General features: G+C 63.4%; 17 protein-coding genes and 7 tRNA genes. 6 read left to right on the top strand and 18 right to left on the bottom strand.

Annotated features, from left to right (window positions below):
• Window positions 1–81: 81 nt before the first annotated feature.
• The 12 genes from SPH52_RS04180 to SPH52_RS04125 form a co-directional block, all read right to left on the bottom strand.
• A tRNA-Ser gene (locus tag SPH52_RS04180) sits at window positions 82–169 on the bottom strand.
• A gap of 106 nt (window positions 170–275) precedes the next feature.
• The gene (locus tag SPH52_RS04175) at window positions 276–779 is read right to left on the bottom strand and encodes a YiiD C-terminal domain-containing protein (RefSeq protein WP_411793737.1); all 504 of its coding nucleotides are present in this window, start codon (window positions 777–779) and stop codon (window positions 276–278) included.
• Between the two features lie 3 nt (window positions 780–782).
• Window positions 783–1343, bottom strand: a complete 561-nt coding sequence (locus SPH52_RS04170; RefSeq protein ID WP_411793736.1) for a nitroreductase family protein — start codon at window positions 1341–1343, stop codon at window positions 783–785.
• Between the two features lie 71 nt (window positions 1344–1414).
• Window positions 1415–2248 (bottom strand): NADPH-dependent 7-cyano-7-deazaguanine reductase QueF, encoded by an 834-nt coding sequence (queF, locus tag SPH52_RS04165; RefSeq protein WP_411793735.1) that lies wholly within the window; start codon window positions 2246–2248, stop codon window positions 1415–1417.
• On the bottom strand, window positions 2245–3018 hold the full coding sequence (locus SPH52_RS04160; protein ID WP_411793734.1) for an ABC transporter permease: 774 nt from the start codon (window positions 3016–3018) through the stop codon (window positions 2245–2247). Before SPH52_RS04160 ends, queF begins: the two co-directional genes overlap by 4 nt.
• Entirely contained in the window at window positions 3015–3977 is a 963-nt protein-coding gene (locus SPH52_RS04155; RefSeq protein WP_411793733.1) for an ABC transporter ATP-binding protein, read from the bottom strand. The genes SPH52_RS04160 and SPH52_RS04155 overlap by 4 nt, the downstream gene beginning before the upstream one ends.
• 163 nt (window positions 3978–4140) lie before the next feature.
• Window positions 4141–4215 (bottom strand) — tRNA-Gly (locus SPH52_RS04150).
• A gap of 45 nt (window positions 4216–4260) precedes the next feature.
• A tRNA-Glu gene (locus SPH52_RS04145) sits at window positions 4261–4336 on the bottom strand.
• 38 nt (window positions 4337–4374) lie between these two features.
• Window positions 4375–4449 (bottom strand) — tRNA-Gly (locus SPH52_RS04140).
• A 56-nt stretch (window positions 4450–4505) separates the two neighbouring features.
• A tRNA-Glu gene (locus tag SPH52_RS04135) sits at window positions 4506–4581 on the bottom strand.
• A gap of 17 nt (window positions 4582–4598) precedes the next feature.
• A tRNA-Gly gene (locus SPH52_RS04130) sits at window positions 4599–4673 on the bottom strand.
• A 60-nt stretch (window positions 4674–4733) separates the two neighbouring features.
• A tRNA-Glu gene (locus SPH52_RS04125) sits at window positions 4734–4809 on the bottom strand.
• A 153-nt stretch (window positions 4810–4962) separates the two neighbouring features.
• Between SPH52_RS04125 and msrB the strand changes: the two genes are divergently transcribed.
• From msrB to htpX, 4 genes are all read left to right on the top strand, one after another.
• On the top strand, window positions 4963–5364 hold the full coding sequence (gene msrB / locus SPH52_RS04120; protein WP_411793732.1) for a peptide-methionine (R)-S-oxide reductase MsrB: 402 nt from the start codon (window positions 4963–4965) through the stop codon (window positions 5362–5364).
• 73 nt (window positions 5365–5437) lie between these two features.
• Window positions 5438–6418 (top strand): ribosome biogenesis GTPase YlqF, encoded by a 981-nt coding sequence (gene ylqF, locus SPH52_RS04115; RefSeq protein WP_411793731.1) that lies wholly within the window; start codon window positions 5438–5440, stop codon window positions 6416–6418.
• A gap of 63 nt (window positions 6419–6481) precedes the next feature.
• Window positions 6482–7714, top strand: a complete 1233-nt coding sequence (locus SPH52_RS04110; protein ID WP_411793730.1) for a pyridoxal phosphate-dependent aminotransferase — start codon at window positions 6482–6484, stop codon at window positions 7712–7714.
• A 125-nt stretch (window positions 7715–7839) separates the two neighbouring features.
• Window positions 7840–8739 carry a protease HtpX gene (htpX, locus tag SPH52_RS04105; RefSeq protein WP_411793729.1) on the top strand — a complete coding sequence of 300 codons (900 nt, stop codon included), beginning with the start codon at window positions 7840–7842 and terminating at the stop codon, window positions 8737–8739.
• Window positions 8740–8818: 79 nt separating this feature from the next.
• Here htpX and pdxB read toward each other — a convergent pair whose 3' ends face one another.
• Entirely contained in the window at window positions 8819–9973 is a 1155-nt protein-coding gene (gene pdxB, locus SPH52_RS04100) for a 4-phosphoerythronate dehydrogenase PdxB (RefSeq protein ID WP_411793728.1), read from the bottom strand.
• 131 nt (window positions 9974–10104) lie between these two features.
• Here pdxB and SPH52_RS04095 point away from each other — a divergent pair, with 131 nt between their 5' ends.
• Window positions 10105–10386: a hypothetical protein gene (locus SPH52_RS04095; RefSeq protein WP_411793727.1), complete on the top strand. Its 282-nt coding sequence runs from the start codon at window positions 10105–10107 to the stop codon at window positions 10384–10386.
• Between the two features lie 55 nt (window positions 10387–10441).
• On the opposite strand, the gene SPH52_RS04090 is transcribed toward SPH52_RS04095, so the two are convergent.
• The 3 genes from SPH52_RS04090 to rlmKL form a co-directional block, all read right to left on the bottom strand.
• Entirely contained in the window at window positions 10442–13834 is a 3393-nt protein-coding gene (locus tag SPH52_RS04090; RefSeq protein WP_411793726.1) for an EAL domain-containing protein, read from the bottom strand.
• 106 nt (window positions 13835–13940) lie between these two features.
• Window positions 13941–14297, bottom strand: a complete 357-nt coding sequence (locus SPH52_RS04085) for a glutaredoxin family protein (RefSeq protein WP_411793725.1) — start codon at window positions 14295–14297, stop codon at window positions 13941–13943.
• A 79-nt stretch (window positions 14298–14376) separates the two neighbouring features.
• The gene (rlmKL, locus tag SPH52_RS04080; RefSeq protein WP_411793724.1) at window positions 14377–16578 is read right to left on the bottom strand and encodes a bifunctional 23S rRNA (guanine(2069)-N(7))-methyltransferase RlmK/23S rRNA (guanine(2445)-N(2))-methyltransferase RlmL; all 2202 of its coding nucleotides are present in this window, start codon (window positions 16576–16578) and stop codon (window positions 14377–14379) included.
• A gap of 279 nt (window positions 16579–16857) precedes the next feature.
• On the opposite strand from rlmKL, the gene rmf reads away from it, so the two are divergent.
• A complete protein-coding gene (gene rmf / locus SPH52_RS04075) occupies window positions 16858–17064 on the top strand; it encodes a ribosome modulation factor (RefSeq protein ID WP_111412507.1) in 207 nt (68 codons plus the stop codon).
• Between the two features lie 127 nt (window positions 17065–17191).
• Here rmf and SPH52_RS04070 read toward each other — a convergent pair whose 3' ends face one another.
• Together SPH52_RS04070 and SPH52_RS04065 are read right to left on the bottom strand one after the other, a co-directional pair.
• Complete coding sequence (locus SPH52_RS04070; RefSeq protein WP_411793723.1) at window positions 17192–18223, bottom strand: quinone-dependent dihydroorotate dehydrogenase; 1032 nt, start codon at window positions 18221–18223, stop codon at window positions 17192–17194.
• Between the two features lie 149 nt (window positions 18224–18372).
• Entirely contained in the window at window positions 18373–23211 is a 4839-nt protein-coding gene (locus tag SPH52_RS04065; RefSeq protein ID WP_411793722.1) for an NAD-glutamate dehydrogenase, read from the bottom strand.
• Window positions 23212–23252 lie beyond the last annotated feature (41 nt).

Here is a 23252-nt window from a genome sequence, read left to right as displayed (position 1 = left end):
AGGGCGCTATTGGCCGCACGATAGGTAGGATGACGGATAACGCAAAAAACCAGCCGTAAGCGACTGGTTTCTCGGAATCTGTGGCGGAGAGGGAGGGATTCGAACCCTCGAAGCCTTTCGACTTACACACTTTCCAGGCGTGCTCCTTCGACCACTCGGACACCTCTCCACATTGCGGTTCCATCGCCTGGGACAGCGCCCTTGTGCGTCAGAACGGCGCAAAGTCTAACGGCTTAAGTACGCGTTTGCAAGCCGGTTTTCGGCTCTTGCCGCCGTTAGCAAACGGGCAGCACGGCGTAGTCGCCGCGGGCTTCCAGACACAGGGTGTCGCCGCACCAGAGCTGCTGGACCAGGGCGATACGGCCGCGCCCACGGCTTTCCAGGCGCTCGACAAGCGTCTCGGGACCCTGTTCGGTTTCCGGGGCACAAGTGATACGGTAATCAGCGGTAACCGGCGCCAGGAAGCGCTGGCTGGCCTCGGCCACCACTACGTCGCGGGCATGGCCGCGCTGGCGCAGCCACAGGGTGGTCCAGCACCAGCCCAGCAGGGTGGTCTGGGCGGTGAGCGCCCCGCCGAAACCGGTGCCCTTGTCGTTGAGGTTGGGCGCCAGTGCAAGCTCCCACACCAGGCTCTCCCCTTCCCAGCGCATCTCGCGAATGCCCAGATGCTCGACCATGGGGATGGCATCCATGAGCCAGGCCAGGAACGCCTGCGGGTCGTCGCCCTGGCCGGGCTCGGGCAGCGGCAGGCGTGGGTGGGGTAGGCCGGCTTCGCGCATGCGTCAGGTCCAACGCTCGACGAAGTCGCTGAGGCGATGATCGGCGATGGATTTGTGGCGCCCGCCGAGCTGGCCGAGGTAGATGAAGGCGATCAGCTCGTCCTCTTCCTCCAGGCCGAGCCCCTTGCGTACGGTGGGGTCGAAGGCGTACTTGCCGCTGCGCCACATGGCGCCGAGTCCCAAGGCGTGAGCGGCGAGAAGAATGCCGTGGCCGGCACAGCCGGCAGAGATCACCTGCTCGATCTTGGGCACCTTCTCCACCTCGGGGGTGATCTTGGCGATCACTGCAACGATCATCGGCGCGCGCAGCGGCTTCTTGCGCGCGGCGTCCAGGGCGGCGTCCTCGATGCTGGGGTTTTCGCGGTACTCGGCCTCGGCGAACAGCTCACCCAGCCGCTCCAGCCCCTCGCCGGAAAACTCGATGAAGCGCCAGGGGCGCAGCTCCTTGTGGTCCGGCGCCCGTAGCGCAGCGCGATAGATCGCTTCCATCTGCTCGGGGCTTGGCGCCGGGCCGGTCAGCTTGCCCATCGAACTGCGCTCGTGCAGCAGGGTAATTGCGTCCATACGATCCCCTTGATCAGCCGAAGAAGTGTTGACCGAACTTTATCAGTTGGAATTTTTACTGTCGTGCCAGACTACTGTCTTGCCAAGCGCAGGGGCTCCGGTGGGCGCTCGCCCGGCGTGGCACGCCAGGGGCTGATGTCGAGCCCGCCGCGGCGCACGTAGCGCGCCAGCACCAGCAGCCGCTCGGGCTTCGCCTTGGCCATCAGATCCATGAAGATGTGTTCGACACAGTGTTCGTGAAAGTCCTGGTGCTGACGATAGCCGATCAGGTAGCGCAGCAGGCCTTCGCGGTCGAGCTTGGGGCCGCGATAGCGAATCAGCACGCTACCCCAGTCGGGCTGGCCGGTGACCGGGCAGTTGGACTTGAGCAGGTGCGAATAGAGCGTCTCCTCGACGATCTCCTCGCCCACCTTCAGGTGTTCGGCACTAGGGGTATAGTCGTCGATCTCGATGTCGAGCGCGTCGAGGCACTCACCGGGCAACCGGCAGACGGCGAGTGTCGCGTCATCGACGTCGAACAGCTCCACCGAAACCGGTGCTCCGGCGGCCTTCGCCAGGTCGCGCTCGAGTGTCTCGATCACCTGCTCGCGACTGTCGAAGCGGGTCTGGTTGAAGCCGTTGAGGTAGAGCTTCCACGACTTCGACTCGATCAGGTACGGCGATTCCGCCGGCAGGCGAAAGCGTGCCACGGCCACCAGCGGTTTGCCGCGGCCGTTGAGCCAACTCACCTCGAAGGCGTGCCACTCATCCTCGCCGACGAAGGGTAGCCTGCCCTCCTCGATCCCCAGCGGCGCGCGATTGGCGGCGCGGGGAATGGGATAGAGCAGCCCGGCATCGTAGTGTTCCGGGTAGGCGGACTCGCGCCCCAGCGGGGCATGTTCGAGCGTATCGGGTCTGTGGCTCATGAACGTATTCCCTTGCCCTGCTCCAGCATCCACAAGGCGATGGCGAAAAGCACGATGATGAAAGCAAAGATGGCGGCCAGCGCCCAGCCTACCGGTATGTCGGATACCCCCAGGAAACCGTGGCGGAACACGTTGACCATATAGAGGATAGGGTTGAGCAGCGAGGCGTTCTGCCAGAAGGTCGGCAACAGCGAGATCGAGTAGAACACTCCGCCCAGATAGGTCAGCGGCGTAAGTACGAAGGTCGGCACAATGGAAACATCGTCGAACTTGTCGGCCAGCAGCGCGTTGATGAAGCCGCCGATGGAGAACAGCGCCGCGGTGAGCACCACCACCCCCACGGTGAGTAGCGGATGCGCCACGCTGATGCGAGTGAAGAACAGCGATACGATGGTGACGATCGCCCCCACGCCCAGCCCGCGGGCCATGCCTCCAAGCACGAAGCCGGTGAGGATTACCCAGTTGGGCATCGGCGAGACCATCATCTCCTCCACGCTGCGCTGGAACTTGTTGGAGAAGAAGCTCGAGGCCACGTTAGAGTAACTGTTGGTGATCACCGCCATCATGATCAGCCCAGGGACGATGAAGTCCATGTAGCTGAAGCCGCCCATCTCGCCGATACGCGGGCCGATCAAGCTGCCGAAGATGATGAAATACATGGCCATGGTGATCGAGGGTGGCAACAGGGTCTGTGGCCAGATGCGCGTGAAGCGCTTGATCTCCTTGCCGACCAGGGTCCACAGGGCAATCGCAACCTGGATGGCGTTCATTTTCCGGCCTCCGCCTGCTCTGCTTCGCGTCGCTCGTCGTTGCCTTGCTCCACCATCGACACGAACATCTCCTCGAGCCGGTTGGCGCGGTTGCGCATGGAAACCACCTCGATGCCCTGCTCACCCAGCGCCGTGAAAACATCGTTCAAACGCTGGCCGCGGTGCACCACCACTGCGAGCTGAGCACTCTCGACCTTGTTCACCTCGAAGCCATCGACCTGCGGAGCCTGCATTACCGGGTGCGCCAGGTCGAGCAGGAAGGTCTCAGTATCGAGTTCGGCGAGCAGCTCGCGTACACTGGTGTTCCGCACGATCTCGCCATGATTGATGATCGCCACGTTGCGACAGAGGCTCTCGGCCTCCTCGAGATAGTGAGTGGTGAGGATGATGGTGGTACCTTCCTCGCGGTTGATACGGCGCATGTACTCCCACATGCTGCGGCGCAGTTCGATGTCGACGCCGGCGGTAGGCTCGTCGAGGATCAGCAGCTTGGGCCGATGCATCAGCGCCCGGGCGATCATCAGGCGGCGCTTCATGCCGCCGGAGAGCATCCGCGCGCTGCCGTTGCGCTTGTCCCACAGACCGAGATCCTTGAGCAGCTGCTCGGCACGAGGCAGCGCCTCGCGACGCGGCATGCCGTAGTAGCCCGCCTGGGCCAGCACGATGTCGAGCACCTTCTCGAACTGGTTGAAGTTGAACTCCTGGGGCACCACGCCCAGGTGGTACTTGGCGCGGGCGAAATCGCGGTCGATGTCGATACCGAAGATCGAGACCTGGCCGGCTGTCTTCTGTACCAGCGAGCAGACCACGCCCAGGGTGGTGGACTTGCCGGCCCCGTTGGGCCCCAGCAGGGCGAAGAAGTCACCCTGCTCCACATCGAGATCGATGCCTTTCAAAGCATGGAAGCCGTTGCCGTAGACCTTGGTCAGGCCACGGATCGACAGCGCCGGTTCGGCCATGAGACATCCTTGCGTTGGGATGAAAAACGAGTTCAGAACATTAGGGCGCGAAGGAGTTTTTCAAGTCTCGCCCAGGAAAAACGCAGAATTCCTCGCCCATGGGCAAGGTCATCAAAATAGTGGGGGCGCGAGCCTTGGCATTCTGGAGAACGGATAAGAAAACTGGAGCGGGAAAGGAGATTCGAACTCCCGACCCTCGCCTTGGCAAGGCGATGCTCTACCACTGAGCTATTCCCGCTTGATCGGTATCGGTCATCCCTGCCCATGCAGTATAACCGAAAGGTGGCGTCCCATAGGGGGTTCGAACCCCTGTTCCCGCCGTGAAAGGGCGGTGTCCTAGGCCACTAGACGAATGGGACGCAGACGCCGGACCGTGCGTTATCACCTGAACAGGTGATGGAGCGGGAAAGGAGATTCGCACTCCCGACCCTCGCCTTGGCAAGGCGATGCTCTACCACTGAGCTATTCCCGCATACACGACAGACTATGCTATCTAACGCAATCAATAACACTGCTGCAACCGGATGATGGCGTCCCATAGGGGGTTCGAACCCCTGTTCCCGCCGTGAAAGGGCGGTGTCCTGGACCACTAGACGAATGGGACGCAACTGGAGCTGAAGCTGGAGCGGGAAAGGAGATTCGAACTCCCGACCCTCGCCTTGGCAAGGCGATGCTCTACCACTGAGCTATTCCCGCACATATCCGTACTTCGGTCCTGTACTCCGGCACCCTGCTGAAGACGAGGGGTGAAACGAGTGGCGTCCCATAGGGGGTTCGAACCCCTGTTCCCGCCGTGAAAGGGCGGTGTCCTGGACCACTAGACGAATGGGACGCAGCCGTCTCGCTCTCTGCCTCAACGAGGTGGCGCGAATGTTACTCAAGCCCCCCGGAGCTGTCAACTGCCGGTCTGGGTTGGCCGAAGCCATGGAAAGCAGCCAAGCTATCGATATCGGAATCAAGACGTCGCACCAGCAGGAGAGAGGCCATGCGCAAGAAGATCGAGAAGAGCGATGCCGAATGGCAAGCCCAGCTAACCCCTGAACAGTATCGCGTGACGCGCCAGCAAGGCACCGAACGCCCTTTCAGCGGCGACTATCAAGTCACCGACGAGCACGGTATCTATCACTGTGTTTGCTGCAACGCCCCGCTGTTCGAGAACGAGCACAAGTTCGAGTCCGGCTGCGGCTGGCCCAGCTTCGATCGCCCGCTCGGCCAGGCCTGCATCGAAGAGCGCCACGACGACACCCATGGAATGCAACGTACCGAGGTAGTATGCGCCCACTGCGATGCCCACCTGGGCCACGTCTTTCCCGACGGCCCGACCCACACCACCGGGCTGCGCTACTGCATCAACTCGGTAGCCATCTCCTTCCACCCCGGCGAATAGCCTAGCCCCCTGCCCTGACCAGGCCGCCCTTCTGCTATGATGGGCGGCCTCGTACGGTTTGCAGGAGTGGACCATGCTCGGCTGGTATCCGGGACACATGAACAAGGCACGCCGCCAGATCCAGGAGGCGCTGCCAGAGATAGACGTGGCAATCGAGGTGCTCGACGCCCGCCTGCCCTACTCCAGCGCCAACCCCATGCTCGCCGGCCTGACCCGCCACAAGCCGGTGCTCAAGATTCTGTCGCGGGCCGATCTCGCCGATCCGGAGCGTACCCGCGAATGGGTCGCGTATTTCGACTCGCTGCCCGACACCCGGGCGCTGGCCGTGACCACCACCAACGCTCGCGAGCTCAAGCGCATTCCCAAGCTGTGCCATGAGCTGGCCGGCCAGGTGCGCGCCGACCGCGACGTGCGGGTAATGGTCATGGGCATTCCCAATGTGGGCAAATCGACCCTGATCAACGGCCTGGCCGGCAAGGCCATCGCCAAGACCGGCAACGAGCCGGCGGTGACCAAGCGCCAGCAGAAGGTACGTATCGCTGGCCGCGTGGCCTTGATCGACACCCCCGGGGTGCTGTGGCCGAAGATCGAGGATCAGGCCAGCGCCTATCGCCTGGCTGCCTCTGGAGCTATCCGCGATACCGCTATCGACTATGTCGACGTGGCGGTAGTCACCGCCGCCGAACTGGCGCGCCGCTACCCCGAAGCGCTCAAGGCGCGCTACAAGCTGACGGATCTGCCGCCCTATGTACCCAACCCCCAGGCCGAGCAGGTCGAGGCCGACGGGCCCCGGCGCATCGACCTACTCGCCCTCGCCGGCTTCGACGGCCACGCGATACTTGCCGAGATCGCCAGCCGCCGCGGCGGCCTTCGCCCCGGCGGCGAGATCGATCTGCACCGCGGCGCCGAGGTGCTGCTGCACGAGCTGCGCGACGGCAAGCTGGGCCGCCTGACGCTGGAAACGCCCGACGACATCCCGGCCCCGGAGGAGGACGAGGAAGAGATCGCCGAGGCAGCGAACAACGATAGCGGCGCAGGCGATACTTCAGCATAATCACTGAGTTCCGGCGGCTTGGCTGACCGGAACCACCGGACACCACTGGATCTCGGACACCTCATGGACACGCCCACCCTGTTCAGGAAATCGCACAAGCTCGACAACGTCTGCTACGACATCCGTGGCCCCGTGCTCGATCACGCCAAGCGGCTGGAAGACGAAGGCCAGCGCATCCTCAAGCTCAACATCGGCAACCCTGCACCGTTCGGCTTCGAGGCGCCGGAGGAGATCCTCCAGGACGTGATGCGCAACCTGCCCACCGCCCAGGGCTACTGCGATTCCAAGGGGCTGTACTCGGCGCGCAAGGCGATCATGCAGGAGTGCCAGCGCAAGGAGATTCCCGGCGTTGGCATCGAGGACATCTTCATCGGCAACGGCGTCTCCGAGCTGATCGTGATGGCGCTACAGGCGCTGCTCAACGATGGCGACGAGGTGCTGATCCCGGCGCCCGACTACCCGCTGTGGACCGCCGCCGCCAACCTTGCCGGTGGCCACGCCGTGCACTACCGCTGCGACGAACAGGCCGACTGGGCGCCCGACATCGCCGACGTGCGCGCCAAGGTAACCAGTCACACCCGCGCCATCGTGATCATCAACCCCAACAACCCCACCGGCGCGGTCTATGCCCCCGAGGTAGTGCGCGATCTGCTGGCCATCGCTCGCGAGCACGATCTCGTCGTTTTCTCCGACGAGATCTACGACAAGATCCTCTACGACGATGCCGAGCACGTCTCCACCGGGGCGCTGGCCGACGAGGACCAGTTGGTGGTGACCATGAACGGGCTGTCCAAGAGCTACCGCTGCGCCGGTTTTCGCTCCGGCTGGATGATCCTTTCCGGCAGTGTGGCCATGCAGCGGGCCAAGGATTATATCCAGGGCCTCAACATGCTCGCCTCGATGCGCCTGTGCGCCAATGTACCCGCCCAGCACGCGATCCAGACAGCACTGGGCGGCTACCAGTCGATCAATGACCTGATCCTGCCCGGCGGACGGCTGCTGGCCCAGCGCGACATCACCCATGAGAAGCTCAATGCCATTCCCGGCGTGTCGTGCACCAAGGCCAAGGGGGCCCTCTACGCCTTCCCGCGGCTCGACCCCAAGGTCTACCCCATTCACGACGATCAGAAGCTGGTGCTCGACCTGCTGCTGCAAGAGAAGATCTTGCTGGTCCAGGGCACGGCCTTCAACTGGCCCGAACCCGACCACGTGCGTATCGTCACCCTGCCCTGGGCCGATCAGCTCGGCGATGCCCTGGATCGCCTTGCCCGCTTTCTGTCGCGCTATCGCCAGTAACCGCCGGAGCAGACCCGATTTTTCGGCTCGGACTTGAAACCTACGTTAACGGGCCGTATCTAATTCAGCAGATTTTCAGGGCCGCCATCGACGGCCCATCCCTTTGCGACCGGAGATTCCTGACGATGATGAGAATTCTGCTCTTCCTGGGCACCAACCTGGCGGTAATCGTCGTGGCCAGCATCACGCTGCGCCTGCTCGGGGTGGAGGGTTACCTCACCGAGCAGGGCATGAACTTCAACGCCCTGCTGATCTTCTGCTTCATTGTCGGCATGGCCGGCTCGATGATCTCGCTGTTCCTGTCGAAGTGGATGGCCAAGCGCGGTACCGGCACGGTGGTCATTACGCAGCCGAGCAATGCCACCGAGAAGTGGCTACTCGACACCGTGGCCGAACTCTCGCAGCAAGCCGGCATCAAGACGCCGGAAGTCGGCATCTTCCCGGCGCAGCAGTCCAACGCCTTCGCCACCGGCTGGAACAAGAACGATGCCCTGGTCGCGGTCTCCGCCGGGCTGCTCAATCGCATGCGCCCCGAAGAGGTTCGTGCAGTGCTGGCCCACGAGATCGGTCACGTGGCCAATGGCGACATGGTCACCCTGGCGCTGATCCAGGGCGTGGTGAACACCTTCGTGATGTTCTTCGCCCGGGCGGTGGCCCACCTGGTGGACAACTTCCTGCGCTCGCGCAACGATGGCGCCGGCCTGGGCTTCATGGGCTACTTTGCGGTGGTGATTGTCGCCGAGATCGTGTTCGGCCTGATTGCCTCGGCCATCGTCGCCTGGTTCTCGCGCTTCCGCGAGTATCGTGCCGATGCGGCCGGTGCCCAGCTCGCCGGTTCCGGTGCCATGATCAATGCCCTGGCCAGGCTCAAGGCCGAGAGCGACATGCCCAACCAGATGCCGGAAACCCTGACGGCCTTCGGCATCAATGCCGGCCAGACGCGCAAGATCATGGAGCGGCTGTTCGCCAGCCACCCGCCGCTGGACGATCGGATTCGGGCCTTGAAGGAAGCCGCCTATCGATGAGGCTACGCCTTGCGTAGAAGCCTGGGGCCCGTCGGATGACGGGCCTTTCGCGTTGATGGGGCGGGTTGCCGGGAACACATCAATCCATCTTCAGCCCGGCCCCCAGCAGCCATGGCGCCAGCGCCTTGGCGTCCGGACCCAGTTCGACCGTGAGCGTCGAGAGTTCCCGACGCAGAGGATAGTTCGCCCGGCAGGCATCGAAGCCCTTGGCCATGCCCTGGCGCAGGCTCTCCCGCTGCAGGCTGTCGTGGTCACGGCGTACGTCGTAAACCGCTCGCAGGCAAAGCCGTAGCGCCTCTTCGGGATTCAGCCCGCCCTCGAGCGTCAGCCGCGAAACGGGCGGTACCGGCAACAGGTCGTCCAGACCGACCCGAGCCGGCAGCCCCAGGTAGCGAACCAAGGCGGTATAGATCTGGTGCGTGCCGCGCAGCTTGCCGTCGAGGCTATGGCCGGCGATGTGAGGCGTAGCCAGCTTCACCATGTCGCGCAGTGCGGGGTCGATGCCCGGCTCCCCTTCCCAGACATCCAGCGCTGCACTGATATCGCCCTGTCCAGACAGACGCTGACGCAGTGCAGCACCGTCGATGCAGTCGCCACGTCCGGCGTTGAGCAGCAGCGTGCCGGGCGCCAGATCGGCGATGCGTTGGGCATCGAACAGGTGGCGAGTCGCATGCGGTCCTTCGCGTACCAGCGGGGTATGCAGGCACAGCACGTCACACTCACCGCTCAGCGTTTCCAAGTCGTCAAAACCTTCGCTACCCTCCCGCTCGGCGCGGGGCGGATCGCAGGCCAGGCATGCGATACCCATGGCCGCCAGGCGCTGGCGCAACCGTCCACCCACGTTGCCCACCCCAACGATGCCGATACGACGCTCGGCAAGCTGCCAGCCCTCTCGCTCGGCCAGGGTGAGCAGGCTGCCCAGAACATAGTCGACCACCGCTTCGGCGTTGCAGCCCGGGGCGCTGGCAAAGGCGATGCCGTGGTGTGCCAACGCCTTCTGGTCGACATGGTCGGTGCCGATGGTGCAGGTGCCGACGAAGCGCAACCGCGAGCCCTGCGCCTTGGCGGCATCGATGGTCGCTGCATCTAGACGAGTGATGGAACGAATGACCAGTACATCGACATCGCGCAGGGCCACAGCGTCGATCTCGCGCCCCGGCAGCCGCACCAGCTCGCCCAGCGGGCCGAAACAGGCCTCTGCGCCGGGCACGTTGGCATCAACGAGAATTCTCACGGTCTCACTCCTTGAGGTGATGGAGGGCAAAGGCGCAAAGCGTGACTTGTGCCGTCGGCGTTAAACCTTACAATACCGCACGAACCCTTCGCGCTGCCTCCCGGCAGCGCCTCGATGCTTGTGGAGCCTTCGTGATCGTCCGTTGGGAAAGTGAACACGACTATGTGCTGGTACACATCCACCAGGACATGTTCGGCGACTGGATATTCAGCCGTGCCTGGGGCCAGATCGGCACTCAGTTCGGGGGCCTGAAGCACATGCTCGCCGACGATCGCGACCAGGCCATGATGTGGCTTTCCGACGAAACCACCATCCAGTCTTCCCGTGGCCTGCGCAAGGTACTCGAAGTAGAGGCCGAGAGCGCCGAGGGTCAGGCTGCGGTGCGCCAGCTCTCGCTGCTGGATTCGCTATGAAAGCGTGCAGCGACTGGGCCTTGCCACCTGGAGCCCCCCACGTAAAGATCTTCGCTTAAAGATCCTCGCGAATGGCTTCGCTGGCATCGATCCAGTACTGCAGAAGTCCCAACAGCTCCTCGCTCACTCCTTCCACCCGATGAGCGTACTGCTCTACCTGCTCGCCGTTCTCATGTGTCTTGAGTTCCAGAGCCTCCTCGGCGAGCCGATCATAGGCGTGATAAAGCGCAGCAATCCGAGCCGTATGCTCGCCCCTCTTGGCCGGAACGCCATGCAGACCGGAAAGCCACTGTTCCAGACGGCTCTTGCGGCAGCTCGCCGCCGGCGGCTCGGCTCGCTCACCTTTCAGGTAGCGCAGCAGGCCGGCAGCGCAGGCACGATGGTCGACCATGGCATAAATGGCCTGCAGCTCTTCCGGCCGGGCGCGCTGACGCTGGCGCCAGGAGGGATCAGGGCGCCACGACCCCAACCAACCCGGAATCGAATCGGCAGGCATGGGCCGAGCAATGGCATAGCCCTGAGCCAGTTGGTAGCCCATCGCCAGCAGCATGCGCCCATGCAGCAGCGTCTCCACGCCTTCGGCTATGATGCCGCGGCGAAATGCAACGGCCAGTCCCAGCACGCCTTCGAGAATCGTCAGATCCTCTGGGTCATCGAGCATGTCGCGCACGAAACTGCGATCGATTTTCAGCACGCTGGCGGGTAGATGACGTAGATACGTCAGCGAGGAGTAGCCAGTGCCGAAGTCGTCCAACGCGAATTCGACGCCGAACGCGCGACACGCCTTCATCACGCTTGCTACATGACCGACATCTTCCAGGGCATTCGTCTCGAGTACTTCAAGCATGAGATCACCCTGCCCCACACTCGGGTGGCGCTTGACCTCGGCACGCAGACGCTCGACGAAGTCTGCCTGCTCAAGGTGGATTGCATCCACATTGACGCTGACCGGCAGCCGGATACCGGTACCTGCCCACGCCTCGAACTGATCCAGTGCCTGGGCGAACACCCACTCGCCCAGATCGACGGCCAGGGGATGCTGCTGAATCGCCGGCAGGAAGGAGGCCGGAACCAGGAGCCCTCGCTCTGGATGCTGCCAGCGGATCAGCGCCTCGACACCCACCACCTCGCCCGTGGACATGTTGACCTTGGGTTGGTAGTACAGCACGAACTCGTCATTGGCCAGGGCATCGCGAATGCGCTCGACGCTCTCATGATGGCCACGTACCGCGCGTTCGTGTTCAGCATCGAAGAGGTGGAAGCGATTCTTGCCCGCCTGCTTGGCCTGGTACATGGCCTGGTCCGCCTGACGAATGAGCTGCTCGGGCTCTATCTCGTCCTCGGGAGAAAAATGAACCACGCCGATGCTGCCGGAAACGTACAGGTAGGTTCCCTCGATTTCGATCGGCTCCGCGATGCGGCGCAGCAGACGGGCAATGAGGTGACTGACGATAGCCACATCGCTCTGCTCCGGTAATACGATGATGAACTCGTCTCCCCCCAGACGAGCCACCGTATCGGCCTCACGAAGGGCCGATGTCAGGCGTTCGGCAATGGCCACCAGCACGCGGTCGCCGAAGCCGTGGCCCAGCCGGTCGTTGATCTCCTTGAAGCCATCCAGATCGATGTAGGCCAACGACACCTTGCAGCCGCTGCGCCGAGCCGCCAGCATGGCCTGGCGCAGCCTATCGGCCAGCAGGATGCGGTTCGGCAGGCCCGTCAAGCTGTCGAAGAAAGCCATACTCTGTAGCTGACGCTCGTACTCCTTCTGCCTGCTGATGTCGGTGAACACGGCGACGTAGTGCGAAGCCTGGCCCTGCAGGTTGCTGACTTTCGATATGGTGAGCAGCTCGGGGTAGGCTTCGCCATTCTTACGCCGGTTCCAGAGCTCGCCTTCCCAGGCGCCTTTTTCCAGCAGCTCCTCCCAGAGCGCCTGGTAGAAGCTTTCCGACTGCTGACCCGACTGCAGGAAGCGCGGGTTCTTGCCCACCGCCTCGTCGCGACGGTAGCCGGTGATACGCGTGAAGGCCTCGTTGACTTCAATGATATCGCCTTTGGCATCGGTGATGACGATGCCCTCTCGGGCGTGGCGAAACACGCTGGCGGCGAGTTCGAGCTCCTCTTCGGCACGCTTCTGTGTCGAGATATCGATGCGCGTACCCGACATGGTCAATGCCTTGCCCGCATCATCGCGTTGCAAGACCTGCCCCCGGTCCAGCAGCCAAACCCAGTGCCCGAGGCGATGACGCATGCGAAATTCGCAGGAGTAGTGATCGCTCTCACCCACCAGGTGCCGCTCCAGCATCGCCTCGGTCTTGCCGAGGTCATCGGGGTGGAGCATCTCGCGCCAGCGTTCGAGAGTGATCGGCTGCAGCTCTTCCAGCCGATACCCGAGCGCTTCCGCCCAGCAGTGGTTGACCTGCAACTCACCGCTGCGCAGATCGAATATCCAAGTGGCGGTACGAGTGGCGTCGAGAATGTCGTGGAGCTGCTGTTCGTTACGCCTCAGTTCCGCCGTCTTGCGCCGGACCACCTGACGCAACCTGACGTTCCAGGCCACGATCAGGATGACTACCAGCGCCAGCCCGGCGCCATATGGCCAGTAATTGCGCCAATCGAAGCCGGCGCCGGGCAATTCGGCGCCTACCCACTTCTCGTGCAACCGGTCGAGGGTGCCGCTGTCGCGAGCATGCTCGATCCCCTTGTTCAGGATCGACTGCAGCAGATGGTTTCCTTCCACCACCGCCATGGCATTGCGTCCTACGTATAGTGGCGCCCCGACCCGCTTCATGAGTTCGTGGAGGCCATGGCTGTACAAGTAATAGAGCACGATCTGCTCGTCGCCCACCATGGCGTCGGCATCGCCTTCCATCACGGCTCGCGCTGCGCTGGCAAAATCGTCGGCCAGGATCAGTTCGACCTCGATATCCAGCGAGGCCAGGTACTCCTTGGCGTAATCTCCACGCTGGGTTGCGACACGCTTGCCATCGAGGTCCGTCACCAAGGCAATATCGGGACGTTCCGCGGTGACGAAGATGGAAGCGGGCACCTCGAATACCGTCTGAGTAAAGTCGAACTGACGGTCCCGGGTCTCGCTATAGAAGAAACTCGTCAGGACATGGGCTTCGCCGCTCAGCACCCGTTCCTGGGCCTGCTGGAAGACGGTGTCGGTCAACTGCGCATGAAAGCCAGCCTCGGTGGCAATCCACTGGGCCAGCTCCACCATCATGCCGCGACGCTCCTCGTTGACATCGAGGAATTCAAAAGGAGGATAGCGACTCTGGCTCACGAACACGATGGGCTCGTTCTGTTCCAGGAAGCGCCGCTCTTCCTCGGTCAGCAGTATCCCGCCTGGTTCCGCGGCGCTCAGCGCCGTGTCCGCAAGCGTCAGCAGCAGGGTGCAGCCCAGAGCGATCCACTGCCACCGCCTTCGTTGCGGTGCACTCATTTCTCCCCCTGCGCTCTCGAGCCCATGCTTGTGAGTGTCGCCAAAGCGCGAGCATCACACCAATCCGCAGCGGCTTCCTGGCTTACGCTGGGTCAACGTACCTCTTTCAACCCAGGTAGCGCCGCCCTGCGGGTCGCGGGGAAACCGCCTCCCGTTCCTTCGTCAACTCTTCCAACGGCTCGAGCGCGCCTGCCTGCAACCGCCGCCAGGCGGCTTCGTCGAGACAGCCGTGCTCGGCCAGCCAGTTCGCCAACCGCGGCGGCTCGAAGCCCATGTCGAGCTCATCGCCGGTCTCGTCCATGAGTACAGGGATGCGCACGCCGTAGCGCTCTACCAAGGTCTCGTCTTCGCTGATCTCTACCCTATCCAGCCGATACTCACCGCGGTGCAGACGTGCCAGCAGGGCTTCGAGCCGTTCACACAGATGGCACCCCAGGGTGGTGTACAACGTCAAATGCCTCATACCGCCTCTCCTTGGCACGCCTGAAACCTGGGTTGAATATCGGCAAGTTGCCGTAAAAATGAAGCGTGAGGAAAAAGTTTCATGCCGACTCCCGGTGGCAAATCCGGAATACGTGATGAATATCGGGACGACGGTTGAAGTCCGGATCGAAGGTGCGCGCCGAGATATCCTCCACCGCGAAGCGCTCGGTCAACCCCTCATCGAGCTGGAAGCGGCGTTGATTGTTGGAAAACACCAGGGTACCACCCGGCGCCAGTCGTGCCATGGCAAGCGCCACCAGGCGCACGTGGTCGCGCTGTACGTCCAGCGTGCCTTCCATCTTCTTGGAGTTCGAGAAGGTTGGCGGGTCGAGGAATATCAGGTCGAACTCGGCCCTGGCGCTCTCCAGCCAGCGTAGGCAGTCGTCGCGCACCACCCTGTGGCGTGACGGGTCGAGCCCATTCAGGGCGAAGTTGTCGCGTGCCCACTCCAGGTAGGTATTGGAAAGGTCGACGCTGACGCTGTCACAGGCCCCGCCCGCCTCTTCGGTGCCGAGCGCCGCCTGCACGGTGGCCGCGGCGGTGTAGCAGAACAGGTTGAGGAAGCGCTTGCCGGCGGCCATCTCGCCCAGCATGCGCCGCACCGGGCGGTGGTCGAGGAACAGCCCGGTATCGAGGTAGTCACGCAGGTTGACCCACAGCCGGGCACGCCCCTCGCGCACCTGGAAGCGCTCCCCGCTGCTGGCCTGCTTGCGGTACTGAGCCTTGCCGCTCTGCTTCTCACGGCGCTTGATCACCACCTGGCCAGGGTCGACGTCGAGTACCTCGGGGATGACTTCCAGCGCGTCGAACAAGCGCTTCTGCGCCTGGGCGGCATTCACCGTGCGCGGCGGCGCGTACTCCTGCACGTGTACCCGTCCGTCGTAGACATCCACCGCCAAGGCGTATTCGGGCATGTCGGCGTCATAAAGCCGGTAGCAGGTCTCCCCCGACTGCTTGAGCCATTTCTTCAGCCGCTTGCGGTTCTTCTCCAGGCGGTTGGCGAACATCTGCGCACCTTCGCTACGCGGTGCACTGGCGGCATCTTTACCGCTCGCAGTGGCCTGTCGCTCTTCAGCAGACACGTCCATCAGCAGCAGCTTGGCCTCCAGCGGCCCGTTCTTCAGCGAGTACTGCTTGTCGGCGCGCAGCCCGATACGGTGGCCGAGGTCGGGATTGGCAGTGAACACGGCCAGGCGCCAGCCGGGAAATGCGTTGCGCACGCCCTCGCCCAATTCACGGTAGAGCGTCACGAGCTCAGGTAGCTCGCCCAAACGCTCGCCGTAGGGGGGGTTGGTGATGACCAGACCACTCGCCTCCTCCTCCAGCTCATCCGGGCGCTGCAGCTGCCCGAGCGAGGCGCCGCGGAAGTCGATCAGCGCCGGAATTCCCGCTCGCATGGCGTTGGACTTCGCCGCTGCCAGCGCGGGTGGGCTCTCATCGAAACCGTAGAGCCGGTTGCGGCAGCGCCTGCGGCCGATGCTGGCACGCGCCTCTGCCTCGCGCTTGAGTTCGGTCCACAACACCTCGTCATGCTGCGCCCAGCCGTGGAAGCCGAAGCGTAGCCGGTTCAGGTTGGGTGCCATATCGGCGGCCATCAGCGCCGCCTCGATCAGCAGGGTGCCGGCGCCACACAGCGGATCGACCAGCGCTGCGCCATCGCGCAGGCGTTGCGGCCAGCCGGCTCGGATCAGCAGCGCCGCGGCCAGGTTCTCCTTGAGCGGGGCGTGGCCCACGTCGCGGCGATAGCCACGCCGGTGCAGGCTTTCACCCGAGAGATCCACGCCCAGCGTCAGCCGGCCCCGGAGCAGATGGGCGTAGAGCCTGAGGTCGGGTTGCTGCAGGTCGACGTCGGGGCGCGGCAGGCCGCGGGCCTGCAGGGCGTCGACCACGCCATCCTTGACGGTCTGGGCGCCGAAGCGGGTATGACGAATCTGCTCGCTGCGGCCGTGAAAATCCACCGCCAGGGTGGCGCCTGGGCCAAGATGGCTGGGCCAGTCGACACCGGAAGCTGAGCGGTGCAACTCCTCGGGGCGCTCGACACCCTCCTCGCGCAGCAGGCACAGCACGATGCGATTGGCCAACCGTGACCACAGGCAGGCACGATAGGCGACCCCCAGGTCAGCGTGGAAATGGACGCCGGCTACCGTCGTCTTGTACGGCTCGGCTCCCAGCGTGCGCAGTTCGTCGGCAAGCAGCTCTTCCAACCCTTTGGGGCAGGTTGCCAAAAAATTCCGTGTTCCGCGTTGGGATGACTCACTCATGTCGCGTTCCCGCCCCCTTCGGCCGGGCATATTCCCTTCGTTACAAAATTGTCTCGATCTTATGACGAAACATAGGTCGACAATGGCCCCCATGATGGGCTAAGACTAGTCATGGTAGCTACTGTAAAGACGCATGCGTCCACTCTGCGGGTCTCTATCGGCCCCGCATGACCTCGCTCTGCCGTCGTTAAAGGACTGAATAACGGCTAGGCGAACGGTGGAACGCCGGGGCGTGCATGTCGCGCGCTCCAATTTGGTACCTTGACAAGAGGTCATCCGATGAAAAGACAGAAACGTGATCGCTTCCAACGCGCCTATCTCCATGGCTACAAGGCCGGCATTTCCGGGCGCTCCCGCGACGACTGTCCCAGTCAGGATGTCAACATACGTGAATACTGGATGAGTGGTTGGCGTGAAGGCCGAGGAGACCAATGGGCCGGCATGACCGGCGTCTCCGGGATTCACAAGAACCCGATGGTAATGTAACGACTTTCCCACCAACCTATTGTCCTTTGCCACCGCCAGGTGGCGAGGAAGAGCGAAGCCCGTGCCATGCACGGGCTTTCTTGTTGCGCCGCTCTACTTGCCAATCCTCGCTCGCCGCCCTGTCGGGTCAGCGCTCAATCATGCCTTTGGCCGCTTTCAGCGCCCGGGCGCATTCGCCCACCAATGCCGGTCCACGATAGATGAAGCCCGAATAGAGTTGCACCAGGTCGGCGCCTGCCTCGGCCTTTGTCAGCGCCGCCTCACCGCTATCGATACCGCCCACCCCGATGATTGGCAGCTCGGGCAGATGGCGGCGCAATTCGCGAACCACACGGTTAGATGGCTCGAAGACCGGCCGCCCAGAGAGCCCGCCCTGCTCGTCGGCATGGGTCAGCCCTGCCACCGCCTCGCGCGATATCGTGGTATTGGTGGCAATCACCGCATCGATGCCGCTTGTGGCAATGCTCTCGGCCACCAGCCCCACCTCTTCGGCGCTCATGTCCGGAGCGATCTTGACTGCCAGCGGTACCCGCCGACCCGCCGCCTGATCCAGCCGGACGCCGGCCTCCCGCAGGGTGCCGAGCAAGGCGTCAAGATGCTCGCCGAACTGCAGGTTGCGCAGCCCCGGTGTGTTCGGCGAGGAGATATTCACCGCCACGTAGTCGGCATGGGCGTGCACCCTCTCCAGGCAGATCAAGTAGTCGTCGACGGCGCTCTCTACCGGCGTGGTGAGGTTTTTGCCGATGTTGATGCCGATCACCCCATCGAAGCGGGCAGCCTTGACCCGTGCCACCAGATGGTCGACCCCGGCGTTATTGAAACCCATGCGATTGATGATCGCGCCGCGCTCCGGCAGGCGAAACAGACGTGGTTTGGGATTGCCGTCCTGAGGCTTGGGCGTGACGGTGCCCACCTCGACGAAACCGAAACCAAGTGCACCCAACGCATCGAGATGATCGGCGTTCTTGTCCAGCCCCGCCGCCAGCCCAACCCGATTGGGGAAGCTCAGCCCCATCAGCTCCACCGGGTCGTCAACGCGCGCCCCTCCGAGGCGCCCTGCCAGCTTCAGTCGATGCGCCAGGTCCAGGGCGGCGAGCGCATGACCGTGGGCGGTTTCGGCATCGAAGCGAAACAGGATCGAACGGGCAAGCGCGTACATGGCAACTCCTGGCAGTGGCGGTTGGCCTGTGGTGATTGGCGAGGCGGGCGGATTATAGCAGCGCCGCGAGCCCAAGACGACGCGCCCCGCCATCAAGGCGGGGCGCGTCGCTGCACAACGGACTGGGGTATCGCTCTCTTCAGGGCTCGTCAGACCTCGCCATTGCTCTCGGCCAGATCGACCAGTTCCCGCACTGCTACCGCAAACAGCGGGAAAGTCGCCTGGCTGCCGCTACGCACCTCAGCGATGAGACGGCACCAGCGTTCGTGCAGCGAGGCATGCATGGCCAGCCAGTTGTCGACTCGCTCGTCGGGCTCGCGGCCATCCTCGGTCTTGAGCACGCTGGTGGTGAGCGCCAGCTGCTGGCGATCGATATCGTCGCGGAAGGTCTCGCGTGCCTGGGCTTGCCAACTGTCGCGGACGTCGAGGTTACTCACCTGCTGGATCATCCAGGGCAGTTCGAGGCGGTTTCCGATCTCGAAGAAGACCTCGGCGACACGCTGCGGCTTCTCGTCGGTCTGACGCGCAGCCTGGATGATACCGAGTGCACCATACAGACTGCCCGAGGCGGCGACCGTGGCGGCCAGCTCTTCGGGCACCCCCTCGGCAAGCAGTTCGTCACGCTTCTGCTCCCAGCGCTCGCGCTCCTCGCCGCGCAGCAGCTCGCCGATGCCTTCCTGCAACTGGGCGACGCGCGGAGCGAAGTACTCGATGGCGTCACGTGTCGAGAGGCCCAGGCGCTGGCGCAGGAACCAGCGGGTTGTGCGCCGGATCAACCGCATCAGATCGAGCATCATCGAATACTGGACCTGGCTCGGCACCTGGTTGTCCAGCGCCTCGATCCGTTCCCACAAGTCGCTGAGTTGGAAGCTGTCGCGGGCGATGATGTAGGCACGTGCGATATCGGCAGGACTGGCCCCGGTGGAATCGATGAGGCGGCGCACGAAGACGATCCCCATGTGATTGACCAGGTCGTTGGCCACTTGCGTTGTGACGATTTCACGCTTCAGCCGGTGCGCGTACATCTCGTCGTGGAAGCGTTCGACCAGCACCCGCGGGAAGATTCGCTCCACGTATTGCTGAATATAAGGATCGTCGGGCACGTCGGAAGCCAGCACGTCACCCTTGAGCACGCTCTTGGCATAGGAGATCAACACCGAGAGCTCCGGATGGGTCATGCCCTGGTCGGCATTGGCACGCTCCTGCAGCTCTTCGTCGGCGGGCAGGAACTCGAGTTCACGATCGAGCTGGCCGGTAGCTTCCAGCTCGCTGATGAAGCGCCGGTAGGGGCCGATGCCGAAGCGCGACAGCATCTGCGAGAGGTCCAGCGCCTGAGTCTGGCGATAGTTGTCGAGGATGACCAGGTCGGCCACCTCTTCGGTCATGTCGGCCAGCAGCTGGTTGCGCTGCTTCTCCGTCATGTCGCCGCGCTTGACCACCTCGTCGATGAGGATCTTGATATTGACTTCGTGGTCGGAGCAGTTGACCCCCCCTGCGTTGTCGATGAAGTCGGTATTGACCAGCACGCCCTTGGCGGCAGCCTCCATGCGACCGCGCTGGGTCAGGCCCAGGTTGCCGCCCTCGCCGACCACGCGGCAATTGAGTTCGCTGCCGTTGATGCGCAGGGCATCGTTGGCCTTGTCGCCCACCATGGCGTCGGTTTCCAGGCTGCCCTTGACGTAGGTACCGATGCCACCGTTCCACAACAGATCGACGTGGGACGTGAGCATGGCGCGGATCAGGTCGTTGGGCGAGAGGCGATCCTCCTCGATACCGAACACCTCCTGCATCTGCGGCGAGATCGGAATCGACTTGGCACTACGCTTGAAGATACCGCCACCCTCGGAGATCAGCGACGCATCGAAGTCCTCCCAGCTCGAGCGTGGCATGTTGAACATGCGCTGGCGCTCTGCAAAGCTCGCGGCCGCATCGGGATTCGGATCGACGAAGATGTGCAGGTGGTTGAAGGCACCCACCAGACGGATCTTGTCGGAGAGCAGCATGCCGTTGCCGAACACATCGCCGGCCATGTCGCCGATACCCAGCACGGTGAACTCATCCTGCTGGGTATTCAGGCCGAGATTGCGGAAGTGACGTTTCACCGACTCCCAACCACCACGTGCGGTGATGCCCATCTTCTTGTGGTCGTAACCGTTGGCTCCGCCAGAGGCGAAGGCGTCGCCCAGCCAGTGGCCGTACTCGACGGAGATTTCATTGGCGATATCCGAGAAGGTCGCGGTGCCCTTGTCGGCCGCCACCACCAGATAGGCATCGTCGTCGTCGTGACGCACCACATCCTTGGGTGGCACCACTTCGCCGCCGACCAGGTTGTCGGTCACATCGAGCAACGCGCGAATAAAGGTCTTGTAGCAGGCGATGCCCTCCTGCTGAATGGCGTCGCGGTCGCCGCCCTCGGGCAGGCGCTTGCAGACGAAGCCCCCCTTGGCCCCGACCGGTACGATGACCGCATTCTTGACCTGCTGCGCCTTGACCAGGCCCAGCACCTCGGTACGGAAGTCCTCCTGGCGGTCCGACCAGCGCAGCCCGCCGCGAGCGACCTTGCCGCCGCGCAGGTGAACCCCCTCGATCCGCGGCGAACAGACGAAGATCTCGAAGACCGGCCGCGGCTTGGGCATGCCGGTGACCCGCTGAGGATCGAGCTTGTAGGCGATGTAATCCTTGAACCTGCCGTCGGCGCCGCGCTGGTAGTAGTTGGTACGCAGAGTGGCCCGGATCAGCTCCATGAAGCGGCGCAGCAACTGATCGTCGTTGAGACTGGCGACACCGTCCAGGTGGCGATTGATGCGCTCGATGCAGGCCTCGACCTCCTCCTCGCCGGGGCGCTGCCCGGGATCGAAGCGCAGTTTGAACAGGGTGACCAGTTCGTGGGTGATCTCCGGGTAACTGGTCAGCGTGGCAGCGATGTAATCCTGCGACATGCCGAAACGAATCTGTTTCAGGTAGCGTGCATAGCCGCGCAGCATGGCCACTTCGCGCCAGTCCAGATTGGCAGCGATCACCAGGCGGTTGAAGGCGTCGTTCTCGGCCTCACCGCCCCAGATGCGCTTGAACGCCTCGATGAAGGGCTCACGCATCTTCTGCAGGCTGACTTCGGTGGAAGTGTGATGCTCGAGGTCGAAGTCGTGCAGCCAGTAGCGCGTATCGGGGGTGACGAACTCGTAGGGGCGCTCGCCGATCACGCGCAGGCCCAGGTTCTCCATCACCGGCAGCACGTCGGAGAGCGGAATGGGGCGATCGCGCTGGAACAGCTTGAGATTGACGCCGCTGCCCTCTTCCTCCACCAGACGGTAGAGGGTCAGTGCCAACGGCTCGCCGGCGTCGAGGTCGGCCAGGTGCTGCAGGTCGAATACCGCGGTGCGCGAGCCGAAGTCGTCGCGATAGCTGGACGGGAAGGCATCGCGGAAGCGGTCCATCAGCCGGTTGGCCTGCTCTTCGCCGAAGCCTTCCACCAGCGCCTCGTGCAGTTCGTCGCGCCAGCTACGGGCCAGTTGGGCCACCTTGGCCTCGAGTCGCTTGAGGTTGACCTCACGGGGAGCATCGCCGCGGAAACGCAGGATGAACTGGATGCGGGCCAGGATCGACTCAGAAAGATAGGTGTTGAAGTCACCGAAAGTGGCGTCGAGTTCCTCGCACAGCAGATTCTGGATGCGTACACGCAGGTCGGTGGAAAACACGTCCCTCGGCACGAAGACCAGGCAGGAGTGGAAACGACCGGAGAGGTCGGTACGGATGAACAGCCGCACCCGCCGGCGCTCGCGTATGTCGAGGATCCCCAGTGCGGTACGGGCGAGTTCCTGGGTGTCGATCTGGAACAGGTCGTCGCGCGGATAGACCTCCAGTATCTGCAGCAGCTGCTTGCCATTGTGGCCCTTGGGGTTGAAGCCGGCGATCTCCATCACCGCCTTCAGCTTGTGCCGCAGCAGCGGGATGTTGCGCGGCGATTCGTTGTAGACGCTGGAGGTGAACAGACCGAGGAAGCGGTGCTCGCCGATGACCCGCCCCTGCTCGTCGTAGCGATCGATCGAGATATAGTCGGGGTAGGTGGGGCGATGGACCCGGGCATGGTGCGAACTCTTGGCGAAGGAGAGCAACTGGGGCACCAGCACGAAACGGTTGCCCTCGATGCCCAGCTCGGTGCGGATGCGCTCCTGATAGCGCGGAAGGTCCAAGCGGAATACGCCGAGCTCACTGCCCTCGGCCTTGACCAGCCGGTCACCATCGGCGTCGGACTCGATGCTATAAGCGTCATAGCCCAGGAAGGTGAAGTTGTCACGCACCAGCCACTCGAGGAAGGCAATCGCTTCAGCATGATCGCCAGGCTCGATCTGCTCGGGGCGGCCGGCCTTGAGCTCGGTTATCGCCTCGTGGGCACGCTCGCTCATCGTCTCGTAGTCGCCTACTGCGATGCGCACGTCTCGCAGCACCTCCTGCAGCGACTGTTCGATGTCGGCCAGCACCTCGGCGTTGGAGTGACGGTCGATCTCGATGGCGATCAATGACTCGCGATTGTCGGGAGCATTCGCCTCGCGCGGCGAACCAACCTGCAGCAGGTCATGGCCACGGTTGCGCTCCACCGCGAGCACGGCATTGTGTATCGCATGGACGGTCAGGCCACGCCGGTTGAGTTCGATGCGTACGGAATCGACCAGGAACGGCATGTCCTCGTGCAGTACGGCCACAAAGGTGTGCGGTGACTGCCAGCCGTGTTCCTCGAAGTCGGGATTGAAGACGCGCACCTTGGGCGAACTGTGATCGAAGTTCTGGATGAAATGCCATACCGACAGGGTGGCCCCATAAAGGTCGTCCAGTCGGCGATCGGCCAGATCCTCCAGAGGCACCGTGGCATAGAAATGGTGGGCAAAAGCTTCCACTTCTTCGGCCCGTGTCTTCTCGAGTCGGCTATCCAGGCGTTCGCGCAGCTGCTTGAGAATTTCCTGCCGGCCAACTTCGATCGTCTCGTATTGCATCCCTCACCTCGGCTGCCTGGGGCCGTGTCTCGGCCCTGGGA

The organism is Halomonas sp. A29 (genome assembly GCF_046723295.1).
Taxonomy (GTDB): domain Bacteria; phylum Pseudomonadota; class Gammaproteobacteria; order Pseudomonadales; family Halomonadaceae; genus Halomonas.
The sequence above is the reverse complement of the archived record's forward strand: the minus strand, read 5'-3'. Positions and strand labels throughout refer to the sequence as shown.